Origin of the sequence: Aeromicrobium sp. CF3.5, from assembly GCF_051262695.1 — a bacterium.
Lineage (GTDB): Bacteria > Actinomycetota > Actinomycetes > Propionibacteriales > Nocardioidaceae > Aeromicrobium.
Genome location: NZ_JBIMEZ010000004.1, coordinates 252,428 through 265,991 on the forward strand (window position 1 = coordinate 252,428; position 13,564 = coordinate 265,991).

Below are 13,564 nucleotides of genomic sequence, written 5' to 3' on the forward strand. Positions count from 1 at the left end.
GTCAGGACCTCGCATGGGCGGCACGGGTGGCCCGTTCGTGCACCGCGGGAAGCGCGGCCAGCAGCCGGTCGACGTCGGCCTCGGTGCTGGTGTGGCCGAGGCTGAATCGCAGGGAGCCACGGGCAGCCTGCTCGTCGTAGCCCATCGCGAGCAGCACGTGGCTGGGTTGCGGCACCCCGGCAGCGCACGCCGATCCGGTGGAGCACTCGACGCCCTGGGCGTCGAGCAGCATCAGCATCGCATCACCCTCGCAGCCCGGAAAGGTCACGTGGGCGATGTTGGGGAGCCTGTGGTTGGACCCGGGCTCGGGATCGCCGTTGACGACGGAGTCCGGCACGATCCGGCCAATGCCCTCGACCAACCGGGTCCGCAGGGCCTCGACGCGGGCCACAGTCTCGGCCTGGCCGCCCACGGTGATGTCGACCGCGCGGGCGAACGCTGCGATCAGGGCGACGCCGATGGTGCCGGAGCGCACGTCGCGCTCCTGTCCACCGCCGTGCAGCAACGGCACTGCATCGATCTCGCGACGCATCACCAGCGCCCCCACGCCGACCGGGCCACCGAGCTTGTGAGCGGTGACCGTCATGGCGTCGAGTCCCCGGGCGGCGAAGTCGATCGGCACGTACCCAGCGGCCTGGACCGCGTCGCTGTGCACCCAGATGCCGTGCTCGCGGGCGATCGCCACGACGTCGTCGATGGGCTGGATGGTGCCCATCTCGTTGTTGGCCCACATGGTGGTGATCGCGGCCACCGAGGCGGGATCGGCAGCCACGCTGTCGCGCAGCTCATCGACCAGCACCCGCCCCTGACGGTCGACCGGGGTCATGTCGACCTGCGCACCCTCGTGCTTGGCCAACCACGTGACCGGATCCAGCAGCGCGTGGTGCTCGATCGAGCTGAACAGCACACGGTTGCGTACCGGATCCTGGCCACGACGTGCCCAGAACAAACCCTTGATCGCGAGGTTGTTCGCCTCGGTGCCGCCCGAGCAGAACACGACCTCGCTGGGACGGGCCCCGAGCCGCTCCGCGATCAGCTCGCGCGACTCCTCGACCACACGGCGTGCCGCACGGCCCGACGTGTGCAGGGACGAGGCATTGCCGAGCCGTCCGAGCTCGGTGGTCATGGTCTCGATCGCCTCGGGGAGCATCGGTGTGGTGGCCGCATGGTCCAGGTACGCGACGGGCAGGTCGTTCATTCTTTCCATGGTAGGCCCGAGGTGTGCGGCGTCGCCGACCGAGGAGAGATCAGCCGAGCCGTCAGCCCAGATCGACCCTCACCTCATGCGCATGAGGCGTCCTCCGTGAACTCCAGATCAGTGACGATCCAGCTCCCGTCACGGTCGGCCAAGGTGGCCTTCATGAGACCCGGAGTCGAGTCCTCGGCGTATCCCGGCACAGTGGTTCCATCGCTCGTGGCTCCCCAGGGACGTTCGTCGTAACAGACCTCGGACGTGGCAGAGTCGCCGTCGACCGTTGTCGTGAACTCCCCGAACTGCGGTTCTCCGACTCTCCTGACGCCGGCTTCCGCCTGGTCGCCGAGCAGCTTGAGGTCCAGCTCGACGACGGATCCATCCGCCACACCCTCGAAGAGTGCTGGATCGACCTCGCCGGAGTTCGACATCTGGATGTAGGCGTCCCAGTACTGCTCGTGGACCTCGCTGGCCATCTCTTCCGCGCTCGGTTCCGACGGGGCCGCAGACGGCACTGGGGTGCTTGATTCCGGCTCGTCGCCGCTGCACGCCGACAGGCCCACCGCGGCAACGAACAGCAGTGCCGCGCACCGCGGCGCAGCGGGTCGTCTGGTGGTCTTCATGTTTCTCCGGTCGTAGTCGGCGTACGGTCTACTCCTCAGCCGCTGCTCGGCATGGAGCTGGTGTCGGGGAGCAGCTCCTCGACCAGCGCCTCGGTCTCAGCCTCCAGCGCGATGCCCTGCAGTGCCGTGCTCATCTGGTCGAGCGTGCGGTGGATGCCAGCAGGACCATTCTCGGCATAGCTGGCTCGAATCAGCTCACGCCACAACGGCTGGCTGCCGGGGCAGATTAGCAGGCCCGCCTGCGCCGCCGACGCGGCGCGGCCCGGATCGTCGTCGTTCAGGTCGCAGAGGCGTTTGGCGGCGTCGACCAGCACGCGCGACATGGTGCGTGGCATGTCGTCGCGCGCGACCCAGCCGTACCGGCCTTCGGGGACCGCCGTGAACGCCTCACCGCGCACCAGCCCGAGCGCCCGTGAGAGCGCATCGGTCTCGTCGCGGGGGGTCGAGGCCCGCCGCGATCGCTGCAGCAACGTGCAGACGACGTCCCAGTCGCACACCACCTCTTCGGCAAGCGCCTGACGGCCGGCGCCCACCAACGAGGCCAGCCGCTGCGCCACTGCGTCGTCGGGTTCGCTGCCAGCCACCAGGACGTGCGAGGTGACGCGTCCGTGACGGCTCATCCGACCGGTGAGGACGTCGGCGCGCAGAGCGCCGATCTCCTGCTCGAACCGGTCCAGCTCGCCGCCCAGACCGGTCACCAGGCGGATCCGGTCGTCGCCGACCTCGTCGAGGCCTTCGGGCAGATCGGCTGCGGTGACCTGGACGTCACCGGACCACGGGCTCGTGGCGCACTGGATGGCGAGTGCTGCGGCCACCTCACCGGCGGCCGTCGAGTCGCCACCGATCGACACGATGCCGCCAGCGGCTTCCAGGTCGAGCATGACGTCGCTGCCCTCGTCGTCGAGACCGACACCGTACAGGGCAGCGTGGATGCCGTAGGCGAGCTCGGCCTCCTCGGACTGGTCCGGGGGCGTGCGTCCAGCGGTGATCTCCGAGCGCGCATGGGACTCCAGCACGCGGGCGATGACGGCTCGAGCGAACTGGCGCTCGTCCTCCGAGCTCATCACGGCGACACCGCTGGAAGCATCCTCGCATCGCTGTGCGTACCTGCGGCGACAACGTCCACAGCGGACTCGGCTCCCCCCTCGACGCGATCGCCACCCCCATCGCCTGGCGCGGTATCTCCTGGCCCCGCGCCTGGGTGCACCGCCACAACTACTGATCGGAGGGGCCTCACCGTGACCAAGGTCGAGATCGACATCGAGAAGCTCGGATCGCCATCAGCGCCGCCGAGACGCTAGCGCAACACATTGGCTCGCAACGTCACACGGCCAGCAGCGCAACCCCGATTGAGTTGCCGACGCTGCGATCTCGCGCTGCTTCTGGACCGCGACCAGACGGGGCACGCCAGCTACGAAGTCACTTCGGACTTGCCAACGTCAAGGACCGACTCGGACAGCAGCCCCGAGGCCCCGTCGGGAGCATGGCGATCGCGTCATCGGGTCGCGGCGGCAAGGTGCGCGACGACCTCGTCGAGCCGTTCAGCGGTGATGCCCCGGCCGAAGGTGAAGCGGACCGCGGTCTGCGCGACCTCCTCCGGATAGTCCATGGCGGTCAGCACATGGCTGGGGTCATCGCTACCGGCAGCACACGCTGAGCCGCTGGAGCAGACGACACCGCGACGCTCGAGGTCGAGCAGGATCGACTCGCCGCTGCGTCCAGGGAAGACGAACGACGCACTGCCGGGCAGTCGCTCGGTGGGGTGGCCGGTCAGCTCGGCGCCCGTAACCTGCTCCAGGACACGACTGATGAACACGTCCCGCTGGGCCACGACGTCGTCGTTTGAACCACTCGCGAGCCTCAACGCGGCAGCCATGCCGACGGCCGCCGCGACGTTCTCGGTCCCCGATCGGTGACCACCCTCCTGCCCTCCCCCGTGGATCAGCGGCTCGAACGGCGTGCGGCGCGACACCCACAGCACCCCCACACCCTTGGGGGCGCCGATCTTGTGCCCGGAGATGCTCAGCGCCTGCACGCCCAGGCGCGCGACGTCGAGATCGAGCCAGCCGGCCGTCTGCACCGCATCGGTGTGCAGCGGGACGCCTCTGTCCGCACACGCTGCCGCCAGCGCCGCGATCGGCTGGATCGTGCCGACCTCGTTGCTGGCGTGCTGGATGCTGACCAGCGCCGTGTCGTCCCGGAGGGCCGCAGCAAGGTCGTCGGGGCGCACCAACCCTTCGTGGTCGACCGGCAGCGTCGTGATCTCGAAGCCGATGCGGCCCAGCCAGGCGGCTGACTCCAGCACCGCCGGGTGCTCGATCGCCGACACGATCACGTGCCGACGTTCGGGCCCGGCGGCCAGGGCGATTCCCTTGACGGCCGTGTTGTCGGACTCGGTGCCACCTGAGGTGAAGGTGATCTCCGATGACCTGGCACCCAGCACGGTCGCGACGTCGGCGCGCGCCCGGTCGAGTCCGGCCAGGGCCGCCTCGCCGACCTCGTGGTGGCTCGACGGATTGCCGAACTGCGGCCCGAGGTAGGGCCACATGGCCTCCATGACCTGGCGCTTGACCGGCGTCGTGGCCGCCTCGTCGAGGTAGATCACACCGATCTCACGAGACCCGGATGTCGAGCCCGAGGTCGAGCACGGGGACGCTGTGGGTCAGCGCGCCGACGCTGATGAGGTCCACGCCGGTGGCGGCGATGCCCGCAATGGTCTGCAGGTTCACTCCCCCGCTGGCCTCGACCAACGACCGACCGTCGATCTGGGCGACGCCGGCGCGCAGGTCGACGAGGCTGAAGTTGTCGAACATGATCGTGTCGACCACCCCGGATGCGAGCACCGCGTCGATCTGGTCGAGGCGGTCGACCTCGACCTCGAGGTGCGTGGTGTGCGGCAGCTGCTGCGCGGCAGCCTGCAGCGACGTGGTGACATCGCCCATCACGGCCAGGTGGTTGTCCTTGATCATCACGGCATCGGACAGCGAGTACCGGTGGTTGTGGCCGCCACCGCACCGCACCGCGTGACGCTCGAGCGACCGCAGCCCGGGGGTGGTCTTGCGGGTGTCGACGACCCTCGCCGGGTGGTCGCCCACGGCCGCGACGTACTGCGCCGTGAGCGTGGCGATCGCGCACATGCGCTGCACCAGGTTCAGGCCGATCCGCTCGGCCTGCAGCACCGCGCGGGCCGGACCGACCACGTCGGCCAGCACGTCGCCGGCGGAGAACCGGTCGCCGTCGAAGACGTGGAGCGTCACCTCGACGAACGGGTCGAGGCGAGTCATCGCCACCCGGTACACGTCGGCGCCGGAGAACACCCCCGGCTCGCGGGCGACCAACCGAGCGTCGGCCACCGCGCCGGGCGGCACGACGGTCTGGCTGGTGATGTCGCCGAAGGGCGCGTCCTCGGCCAGGGCCAGGTCGACGATGCGTTCGATGTCACGGAAATCAAGCACGTGCCATCACTCCTGAGTGGTGAACGGCCGAGTGGCGGGCCTGCGCCGGATCGGTGTCGGGATGGTCGGTGCGGAAGTGGCCGCCGCGGGATTCGCGACGAGCCAGGGCACTGGCCACGACGGCGCGCGCGACGATCAACAGATTCGCGTCCTCGGCAGACTTGGCATCGCTGACCGCCCCGGCTCGCCACGTGGCAAGCTCGGCGGCCGCCTGCTGCAGATCAACCTCGGTGCGCGCGAGCCCGGCGGCGTCCCACATCAGCTGCTGCAGGTCTGACCGGTTGACCTCGCGGCCGTCGACCGGGTCCGCAAGATCGAGCGCGACGGACGGCTCGATCCAGTCGTCGCCGAATGGCTGCGCGGGGGCAGGATCGAGCAGACCCTCGATGACGCGAGCGCCATAGACCGCACCCTCCAACAGCGAGTTGGAGGCGAGCCGATTGGCGCCCTGCAGGCCGTTGCAGGCCACCTCGCCGACGGCGTAGAGGCCTCGCACCGAGGTGCGGCCCCACTCGTCGGTGCGCAGACCACCCATGTAGTAGTGCGCTGCGGGGGTGACGGGGACCGGCTCGACGCCCCAGTCGAATCCTTGGGCCCGGCAGGCCGCGTCGATGTTGGGGAACCGCGTGGCGAGGAACTCCGCGCCCAGGTGGGTGGCGTCCAGACGGACCGGCGCACCGTTCTGCGACTTCATCGTCTGCGCGATCGCCCGGGCGACGACATCACGCGGCGCCAGCTCGGCATCGGGGTGGAGGTCGAGCATGAAGCGGCGACCCTCGGCGTCGATCAGGTGGGCGCCCTCGCCACGCACGGCCTCGGAGACCAGGAAATTGCCCGGGGCGCTCAGGGACGTGGGGTGGAACTGGTAGAACTCCAGATCCGACGCGACTGCACCGGCGCGCAGGCCCATGGCGATGCCGTCGGCCGTGGCCACCTCGGGGTTGGTGGAGTACGGGAACAGCTGTCCGGCCCCGCCGGTCGCCAGCACCACGGCATCGGCCCCGACCTTCGATCCGTCCAGCAACCTGACCCCGACGCAGTTGCCGTCCTCGACCACCAGATCCACGACGGTCGTTCGTTCGAGAACCTTCGCACTGCTCTCGTGGAGGCGGTCGATCAGCGCGTAGGCGATCGCGGCACCGGTGGCGTCGCCGCCGGCATGCAGGATCCGCTGGTAGGAGTGTGCGGCCTCCAGGCCGTGCGACAGCTGGCCGTCGTGACGGTCGAACGCGACCCCGCGGGCGATCAGCTCGTCGATGGCCCCCGGTCCTTCGGCGCACAGGACCTGCACCGTGTCGGGGTCGCTGAGGCCCGCGCCCGCCGTGAGGGTGTCGGTGACGTGCGACTCGACGGAGTCGCCCAGCCGGGGCGCCCCCGGGTCGACCATGGCGTCGATGACCACGGCCACTCCGCCCTGGGCGTAGCGCGTGTTGCTCTCGGCGAGGTCCGCCTTGCTGATGACGGTGACCTGCAGGCCCGCCTCGACGGCGTCGAGGGCCGCCGTCATGCCGGCCACACCACTGCCGACCACGATGATGCTGTTCATCGGTCCTGCCTCACTCGGTGATTGTCATCGGGGAAGCGCGGCGAGCATCCGCTCGAGCGCGACCTTGGCGTGGGTGGCGATGTCGTCGGGGACGATGATCTCGTTGACGACCTCACCGGCGACGAGATTGTCGAGCGTCCAGGCGAGGTAGCCGGGGTGGATGCGATACATCGTCGAGCAGGGGCAGACCACCGGGTCGAGGCAGAAGATCGTGCGGTCGGGGTACTGCGCCGCCAGCCGATTGACCATGTTGATCTCGGTGCCGATCGCGATGGTGTCGCCGGGGCTGGAGGCCTCGACGAACTTCTTGATCGCGTCGGTGGAGCCGGCCGCATCGGCGGCGTCGACCACCGGCATGGGGCTCTCGGGGTGGACGATCACCTTGACGTCGGGGTGGTCGATGCGGGCCTGCTTGATCTGGGCGACGGTGAATCGCTTGTGCACCGAGCAGAAGCCGTTCCACAGCAGCACCTTGGCGCTGGACAGCTCGGCCTCGGTGTGGCCACCGAGAGGCTTGCGAGGATTCCAGGTCGGCATGTCGTCGAGGCTGATTCCCATGGCCTTGGCCGTGTTGCGGCCCAGGTGCTGGTCGGGGAAGAACAGCACGCGATGGCCCCTTTCGAAGGCCCACTCCAGCACCGTGGTGGCGTTGCTGGACGTGCACACGATGCCGCCATGGCGGCCGCAGAACGCCTTGAGTGCCGCCGAAGAGTTCATGTAGGTGACCGGGATGACCGGCTGCTTGCCGTCGGCGTCGAGCTCGTCGAGTGGTCCGTAGACCGCCTCGAGCTGCTCCCAGCAGTCCTCGACCGAGTCCTCGTCGGCCATGTCGGCCATGGAGCAGCCAGCGGCGAGGTTCGGCAGGATGACGTGCTGCTCGGGCCGAGCGAGGATGTTGGCGGTCTCGGCCATGAAGTGCACGCCGCAGAACACGATGGTCTCGGCGTCGGGCTTGGTCAGCGCCGCATTGGCCAGCTGGAACGAGTCGCCGACGAAATCGGCGTACTGCACGACCTCGTCGCGCTGGTAGAAGTGACCGAGGATGACCAGCTTGTCGCCCAGGGTCTGCTTGGCAGCGCGAATCCGCGCGTGCAGGTCGGCATCGTCCATCTTCTGGTACTCGACGGGCAGCTGGCCGGGACGCACGACCGGCTCGGGGATGACGTCGTCCTCTGAGCAGCCCGGTCCGTAGCCCGGGACCGTGTCGAACTCCCAGGGGCCCTTGGTCAGCTCGACGTCACAGGTCTGGCTGGGGGCGGCGACGACGAGGTCGTTGACAGATGCAGTCATGAGGACTCCTCGGTGAGAGTGGTGCGTCGGTACAGCGCGGGAGGTCGGTGGCTGGTGCCCTGCACACAGGCACCGGTGGGTTCGACGGCGCCCGTGGCGAGCACCTGGCGACGGAAGTTGGCGGGGTCGATCTGCACGCACCGCACGGCTTCGTGCACCTCGCGCAGCTCGGCGAGGGTGAACTCGTCGTTGCAGAACGCGTACGCGATCGGCGAGTAGGTGATCTTGGCGCGCAGCCGCTGCAGGGCGTGAGTGAGGATCGTGTTGTGGTCGAAGGCGAGCTGGGGGGCTTCGTCGGCGACGAACCACTGGACGTTCTCACCACCCTGATCCGCATTGGCGGACTCGGCCTTGGCGATGGCCTGTGCGATCTCGTCGGGCCGCACCAGCGCCCAGTACACGATCGAGACGACACGCTGGTCGGCCTCGGCGGCCGGGTACCGGTCGACCGCTCCGAAGGAGTACAGCTGCTCGAGGTGCCGGGGCTGCAGGTCGGTGGTGTCCTCCAGCGTGTGGCGTGCCGAGCCGGTGAGATCCTCGTGCGGCTCGAGGGGTCCGCCGGGCAGGGCCCACGATCCCTCGAACGGTTCACGAATCCGTCGCACCAGGGGCAGCCAGAGGGTCAGGTCGCCCGTGGAGGGATGCGGACGCAGGGCGAACACGACCGTGGAGACCGCCAGCGAGATCCGCTGGTCGACTGCTGCTGGTGTCATCGTCATGGCGCGCCTCCTTCGTGTCCATCCGACACTAACCCCACCTTAGGGTCACGTCAACACTAAGGCGGAACTGAGAGACGATGGACCCATGCAGCTGGCAGACGTGGTCACGACCTCCGACGAGGTGGGCGCGACCCGCTCACGCAAGGCCAAGACGGTCGCGCTCGGCGCCTTGCTGTCACGACTGACGGACGCTGAGCCGGACGAGATCGCGACGGTGGTCTCCTACCTCGCCGGCTCCCTGCGCCAGCGGCGCACCGGCCTGGGCTGGCGATCGCTGCAGACCCTGCCCGATCCTGCGTCGTCCGCCAGCCTGAGCGTGCTCGAGACGCACGAGGCGTTCGAGCGCATGGCTGCCCTGTCCGGCCCGGGATCGCAGCAGGCACGAGCCGACGCCACGACCGAGCTGTTCGCGCGCGCCACCGCCGAGGAACAGCGCTGGCTGCGCGGGCTGGTCACCGGCGAGGTCCGCCAGGGCGCGCTCGACTCGCTGGTGCAGGAAGGGCTCGCGGCCGCAGGTGGAGTGCCCCTCGCAGCGGTTCGCCGGGCCGCGATGATGGCCGGTTCCAGCGTCGCAGTGGCGACCGCGGCGCTGACCGGCGGCGAACCGGCGCTGGCCGAGTTCGTGCTCGAGGTCGGGCGCCCCATTCAGCCCATGCTCGCGTCCTCGGCCCCCACCGTCGCTGAGGCCATGGTCAAGATCGATGGAGAGGTCGCCATCGACACCAAGCTCGACGGCATCCGCTTCCAGGCGCACAAGCGGGGCGACGACGTCGTCCTGGCCACCCGTTCGCTCGACGACATCACCGCCCGGCTGCCCGAGGTCGTCGAGATCGTGCGTGCTCTGCCCGCCACCGACGCCGTGCTCGACGGCGAGGTGCTGGCGATCGGCCCGGACGGTCGGCCCCGACCCTTCCAGGAGACGGCGTCGCGCACGGCGCAGTCGACCGGGACCCTCATCACTCCGTTCTTCTTCGATCTGCTGCACCTCGACGGCCGCGATCTGGTCGACTCCCCCGGCGCCGAGCGCCACGCAGCGTTGGAGTCGGTCGCGTCGCCGGCCCATCTGGTCCGCCGACTGGTGACGTCGGACCCGACCGAGGCCGAGTCGTTCGCCCGACAGGCCGTCGAGTCCGGCCACGAGGGCGTCGTCGTCAAGGACCTCACCGCGTCGTACGCCGCAGGTCGGCGCGGAGCGGCCTGGATCAAGGTCAAGCCGGTGCACACGCTCGACCTCGTGGTGCTGGCCGTCGAGTGGGGCTCGGGCCGGCGCACGGGGAAGCTGTCCAACATCCACCTCGGCGCTCGCTCGGAGGATGGCTTCGTGATGCTCGGCAAGACGTTCAAGGGCATGACCGACGAGACGCTCGCCTGGCAGACCGAGCGCTTCCTCGAGCTCGAGACCTCGCGCACCGACCACGTCGTGCACGTGCGGCCTGAACAGGTCGTCGAGATCGCGATCGACGGCGTGCAGCGCTCCACTCGCTACCCCGGCGGCGTCGCCCTGCGTTTCGCTCGGGTCATCCGCTATCGCGACGACAAGACCCCGGCCGAGACCGACATGATCGAGTCGATTCGTCAGATGTTGTGAATGTGATCCGGCAGGTCGAGTGGTGGGCGTGCCGGTGGGCCGCCGGACTGGGGTAGTCAGGCGGCTCGGGTGAAGCTGACTCTTCGCCGTCGACGCAGCGGACGTCCGGACCTGTTGGTGAATCGGAAGCCGTCGGTGGCGTTGCCGGTGATGTGGAGCCGGCCGCGGTGCAGGAGGTGGTGGCAGCGGGTGCAGAGTCCAACGAGCTGGTCCAGGTCAGTCTTGCCACCCAGCGACCACCAGATGACGTGGTGGATCTCAAGGTGGGTGTGCCTGCAGCCCGGAGCCGCACACACGCCTTCTTGTCGGGCGATGACCGAGCGGCGTTGCAGCTGATTGGGCTGGTAGCGATCGCGCCCGGCGTTGAGGACTTGCGCCTGTCGGTCACCGTCTCCCTCTTTCATGAGGAAGGCGGTGAAGTCACTGATGCACAGGAAGTACATGAGCAGGTTCGGGCCGATCGCACCATGGCCGGCGAGCCTGGCGGGTTCGACTGGTGGCATGGGCTCGGGGACGAAGCCGGGGTTCTCGGTGGCCTGCTTGACGTGCTCGGCAGCCGCCTGCAGTGTTTCGGCGTCGACGAAGACCGACATGTGGGGTTTGACGCCCTTGTCCGATGGCAACCCATTAGCCAAGATGCTGGACAGCAGGTCGTCGAGGCCCTGGACCCGGCGCTGCGCACCGGTGCGGGTGTCGTCGGCATCGCGGGGTGCAGAGACCGAGTCGATGACCTTCTTCAACTTCGCGCCGGTGGTGGTGCCCAGGAACCCATTCACGTGCCAACCGTCAGGAACGGCATTGACCTGGAAGTCTTCTTTGTCCATGCCCTTCTCCCAGGCATCATCAAGGTCCTCGGGATGCACGACGTCTTTGAGGTGTTTGACGGCCTCGAACAGATCAGCCGGGTCACTCTCCAGCGCCACAGCGACGAACAGGTCCTCGAACTCACGCATCTTGGCCAGGCCGACGTGCTTGATGCCGTAGACGAACACTCGAACGTGCGCCGCGCTGATCCGACCTGCCACGGCTGCTTCAGCAACCAATGGCAGCTCATCGAGCGCGGTGATGTTACGGACCAGCGCGGTGGCCTGGCCGGCGTTCAGACGCAGCTCGTTGCGGACCCATGTGTTCAGCGTCGAGGCTCCGTCGAGCTCGTGATCGCGGCTGATCTCCAGCTCGGACAGCGCCACGGCTTTGGCCGCGTCGAGGGCATCGGTTGCGACCTGGATGGCCCGGGCACGATCACGGGCATCACCGGTTCGTAGCGCGTGCGCGGCCTGGCGCATCGCGTCGATGGTGGGCTCCGGATTCATGCCCCTATCGTACTCGAACACGTGTTCTATTGCAAGCAACATTTACTGCGGTTCCAGTAATTTAGCGAACTTGAACCTGTGTCCGAGGCACCTGCGAGACTGAGAGGTTCCGCCCGTCGGCAACAGGTTTCCATTCAGATCTGCTCAGATCAGCGAAGGCACCCGCGGCATTCACGCACGGGGCACGAATCGCACCTGGGTGAACAGGTCGGCGCCGGCGGGCCACGAGCTCACCACCGACGTGACTGCCTCGACCTCGGTCGTGCCTTCGGGACCGAACTCGAGCACCAACGCCGGGTCCGGCGTGCTGTCTCCGCGCTTGACGCGGAAGCCCGCCACCGCGAGCACCCTCCAGCCAGCCGCCAGCCGCGCCTCGATGATGGGCAGAGCCGCCGCAGCGGGCACGAAGATCTCGGACTGCTCGGCCATCTCAGTGCCCCGTGCGTCCGTCGATGCACTCACGCAGCAGATCGGCGTGGCCGCAATGGCGGGCGTACTCGTCAATCAGGTGCACCAGCACTTCCCTCAGCTCAATGTCCTGGCCGTGCACCTGACCGGTGACGTCGAGGGACGGCGCCGACTCGACCCAGCTGCGTCCGAACGCCACCTGGGACCGCCATGTCCCCCACGCCTCGGCGACCATCCGGTCGTCGGCGACCGCGTCGTCGAAGTCGGCGTCCCGGCGCTCGTCCTTGCCCCACAGCTTCGGCAGGTCGACCTGTCGGTCCATGACGCGCCGCCACCAGTGCTCCTCGGCGAAGGCGAGGTGGCGCAGCAGTCCGAGCAGGGACAGCGTCGAGGGAGGCACCGCCCGGCGGGCCAGCTGCTCGGCGTCGAGGTCGGAGCACAGCTGCTCGAAGGTCTCGTGAAAGTGCTGCAGGTAGTCCGTCAGCACGGCGAGCTCACCACGGAGCACCGGGTCGGCCATCTCAGGCGTCCCGACGCTTGCGCACGTAGATCTGGCGGCGCTGGACCGCGACGACCGAGCCGTCTTCCGCCAGGAGCGGAACCTCGAACCAGCGCAGCAGCTTCTCGCCGTGGGCGGTGGCAGCGCGTACCTCCTCGACCACATTGGCCGGCATCTCGACGATTGCCGTGACCGGGCCCGCGCCGGGTCGCACGAAGTCGATCTCGACGACCTTGTCCCACACCGTGAAGTCCTCGCCCATCTGGTTGGCCAGCAGAATCACCACGAACGGGTCGATCATGCTGAACAGCGACCCTCCGAACGCGGTGCCGAAGTAGTTGGAGTTGTCCTCGGTGAGGTCGAGGCGGATGACCGCGCGGCTCCAGTCGTCGGCGATCTCGAGGACCTCGATCTCCTGGGTCGCGAACGTCGGCCAGGAGTTGATGCCCTGGCGCAGCTGTTCGGGGGTCTGGTCTCGGGAGAATGGAGGCACCACTCGACGGTACCGTCGACCGATGGTGTCGCTGCAGCAGATCGACGACGTGCACGCGCGCCTCGGCACCGCCGAGCTGCTGGTCGACTACGTGCGTGCTCTCGCCGCGCTCGGCGTCACCCACTACGACTCGTTCGTCATCGACGGCCACACCGAGTACCGGACCGTCGAGGGCACTGACCTCGTGGGGCCCCCGCACCACGACCGGTTCGAGATCGCCGAGTCCGCCGACCCCGAGGCGTTCCATGCCGTCATGGCGCAGGTCGAGCTCGGCGCGCTGGACTACACACAGATGTCGTCGGCACTGGCCCGCTGCGGGGTGGAACGGTGGTCGGTCGACACCGCCGCGTTGACCATGGCCTATTGCGACACCACTGGCGGCAACCTGTTGATCGAGCAGCTCACCTGAAAGGCCGCTACACCTCCTTCGGCTTCAGC

At 68.7% G+C, this 13,564-nt stretch carries 15 protein-coding genes; 3 read left to right on the forward strand and 12 right to left on the reverse strand.

Annotation, left to right across the window (positions count from 1 at the left end):
- Nucleotide 1: 1 nt before the first annotated feature.
- The 3 genes from ACHAA3_RS10125 to ACHAA3_RS10135 all read right to left on the reverse strand — a co-directional run bounded on the left by ACHAA3_RS10125 (nt 2) and on the right by ACHAA3_RS10135 (nt 2,879).
- Complete coding sequence (locus ACHAA3_RS10125) at nt 2-1,198, reverse strand: cysteine desulfurase family protein (RefSeq protein WP_435708877.1); 1,197 nt, start codon at nt 1,196-1,198, stop codon at nt 2-4.
- Nucleotides 1,199-1,281: 83 nt separating this feature from the next.
- Nucleotides 1,282-1,815: a hypothetical protein gene (locus tag ACHAA3_RS10130; protein ID WP_435708878.1), complete on the reverse strand. Its 534-nt coding sequence runs from the start codon at nt 1,813-1,815 to the stop codon at nt 1,282-1,284.
- Nucleotides 1,816-1,850: 35 nt separating this feature from the next.
- On the reverse strand, nt 1,851-2,879 hold the full coding sequence (locus ACHAA3_RS10135; RefSeq protein WP_435708920.1) for a bacterial transcriptional activator domain-containing protein: 1,029 nt from the start codon (nt 2,877-2,879) through the stop codon (nt 1,851-1,853).
- Nucleotides 2,880-2,914: 35 nt separating this feature from the next.
- On the opposite strand from ACHAA3_RS10135, the gene ACHAA3_RS10140 reads away from it, so the two are divergent.
- Nucleotides 2,915-3,037 carry a hypothetical protein gene (locus ACHAA3_RS10140; RefSeq protein ID WP_435708879.1) on the forward strand — a complete coding sequence of 41 codons (123 nt, stop codon included), beginning with the start codon at nt 2,915-2,917 and terminating at the stop codon, nt 3,035-3,037.
- A gap of 273 nt (nt 3,038-3,310) precedes the next feature.
- Here ACHAA3_RS10140 and ACHAA3_RS10145 read toward each other — a convergent pair whose 3' ends face one another.
- The 5 genes from ACHAA3_RS10145 to ACHAA3_RS10165 are packed head-to-tail and all read right to left on the reverse strand — an operon-like array spanning nt 3,311 to nt 8,825.
- Nucleotides 3,311-4,420 carry a cysteine desulfurase family protein gene (locus ACHAA3_RS10145; protein ID WP_435708880.1) on the reverse strand — a complete coding sequence of 370 codons (1,110 nt, stop codon included), beginning with the start codon at nt 4,418-4,420 and terminating at the stop codon, nt 3,311-3,313.
- 7 nt (nt 4,421-4,427) lie between these two features.
- Nucleotides 4,428-5,270 (reverse strand): carboxylating nicotinate-nucleotide diphosphorylase, encoded by an 843-nt coding sequence (gene nadC / locus ACHAA3_RS10150; protein ID WP_435708881.1) that lies wholly within the window; start codon nt 5,268-5,270, stop codon nt 4,428-4,430.
- The gene (gene nadB, locus ACHAA3_RS10155; RefSeq protein WP_435708882.1) at nt 5,263-6,816 is read right to left on the reverse strand and encodes an L-aspartate oxidase; all 1,554 of its coding nucleotides are present in this window, start codon (nt 6,814-6,816) and stop codon (nt 5,263-5,265) included. Before nadB ends, nadC begins: the two co-directional genes overlap by 8 nt.
- 24 nt (nt 6,817-6,840) lie before the next feature.
- Nucleotides 6,841-8,106, reverse strand: a complete 1,266-nt coding sequence (gene nadA / locus ACHAA3_RS10160; protein ID WP_435708883.1) for a quinolinate synthase NadA — start codon at nt 8,104-8,106, stop codon at nt 6,841-6,843.
- Nucleotides 8,103-8,825 (reverse strand): NUDIX hydrolase, encoded by a 723-nt coding sequence (locus tag ACHAA3_RS10165; RefSeq protein WP_435708884.1) that lies wholly within the window; start codon nt 8,823-8,825, stop codon nt 8,103-8,105. The genes nadA and ACHAA3_RS10165 overlap by 4 nt, the downstream gene beginning before the upstream one ends.
- 85 nt (nt 8,826-8,910) lie before the next feature.
- On the opposite strand from ACHAA3_RS10165, the gene ACHAA3_RS10170 reads away from it, so the two are divergent.
- On the forward strand, nt 8,911-10,413 hold the full coding sequence (locus ACHAA3_RS10170) for an ATP-dependent DNA ligase (protein WP_435708885.1): 1,503 nt from the start codon (nt 8,911-8,913) through the stop codon (nt 10,411-10,413).
- Between the two features lie 56 nt (nt 10,414-10,469).
- Here the strand turns inward: ACHAA3_RS10170 and ACHAA3_RS10175 are convergent, their stop codons facing one another.
- The 4 genes from ACHAA3_RS10175 to ACHAA3_RS10190 form a co-directional block, all read right to left on the reverse strand.
- Nucleotides 10,470-11,726 (reverse strand): DUF222 domain-containing protein, encoded by a 1,257-nt coding sequence (locus ACHAA3_RS10175; RefSeq protein ID WP_435708886.1) that lies wholly within the window; start codon nt 11,724-11,726, stop codon nt 10,470-10,472.
- A 171-nt stretch (nt 11,727-11,897) separates the two neighbouring features.
- Nucleotides 11,898-12,188: a hypothetical protein gene (locus ACHAA3_RS10180; protein WP_435708887.1), complete on the reverse strand. Its 291-nt coding sequence runs from the start codon at nt 12,186-12,188 to the stop codon at nt 11,898-11,900.
- The gene (locus ACHAA3_RS10185; protein ID WP_435708888.1) at nt 12,157-12,654 is read right to left on the reverse strand and encodes a DinB family protein; all 498 of its coding nucleotides are present in this window, start codon (nt 12,652-12,654) and stop codon (nt 12,157-12,159) included. Before ACHAA3_RS10185 ends, ACHAA3_RS10180 begins: the two co-directional genes overlap by 32 nt.
- A 1-nt stretch (nt 12,655) precedes the next feature.
- Complete coding sequence (locus ACHAA3_RS10190; RefSeq protein ID WP_435708889.1) at nt 12,656-13,126, reverse strand: PaaI family thioesterase; 471 nt, start codon at nt 13,124-13,126, stop codon at nt 12,656-12,658.
- A gap of 22 nt (nt 13,127-13,148) precedes the next feature.
- Between ACHAA3_RS10190 and ACHAA3_RS10195 the strand changes: the two genes are divergently transcribed.
- A complete protein-coding gene (locus ACHAA3_RS10195) occupies nt 13,149-13,535 on the forward strand; it encodes a DUF1398 family protein (protein WP_435708890.1) in 387 nt (128 codons plus the stop codon).
- Nucleotides 13,536-13,564 lie beyond the last annotated feature (29 nt).

Bases quoted from the DNA above. Each gene is read 5' to 3' on its own strand.
- ACHAA3_RS10125 (WP_435708877.1), bottom strand. From the start codon at position 1,198: ATGAACGACCTGCCCGTCGCGTACCTGGACCATGCGGCCACCACACCG.
- ACHAA3_RS10165 (WP_435708884.1), bottom strand. From the start codon at position 8,825: ATGACGATGACACCAGCAGCAGTCGACCAGCGGATCTCGCTGGCGGTC.
- ACHAA3_RS10130 (WP_435708878.1), bottom strand. From the start codon at position 1,815: ATGAAGACCACCAGACGACCCGCTGCGCCGCGGTGCGCGGCACTGCTG.
- ACHAA3_RS10135 (WP_435708920.1), bottom strand. From the start codon at position 2,879: ATGAGCTCGGAGGACGAGCGCCAGTTCGCTCGAGCCGTCATCGCCCGC.
- nadB (WP_435708882.1), bottom strand. From the start codon at position 6,816: ATGAACAGCATCATCGTGGTCGGCAGTGGTGTGGCCGGCATGACGGCG.
- ACHAA3_RS10170 (WP_435708885.1), top strand. From the start codon at position 8,911: ATGCAGCTGGCAGACGTGGTCACGACCTCCGACGAGGTGGGCGCGACC.
- ACHAA3_RS10185 (WP_435708888.1), bottom strand. From the start codon at position 12,654: ATGGCCGACCCGGTGCTCCGTGGTGAGCTCGCCGTGCTGACGGACTAC.
- nadA (WP_435708883.1), bottom strand. From the start codon at position 8,106: ATGACTGCATCTGTCAACGACCTCGTCGTCGCCGCCCCCAGCCAGACC.
- ACHAA3_RS10175 (WP_435708886.1), bottom strand. From the start codon at position 11,726: ATGAATCCGGAGCCCACCATCGACGCGATGCGCCAGGCCGCGCACGCG.
- ACHAA3_RS10195 (WP_435708890.1), top strand. From the start codon at position 13,149: ATGGTGTCGCTGCAGCAGATCGACGACGTGCACGCGCGCCTCGGCACC.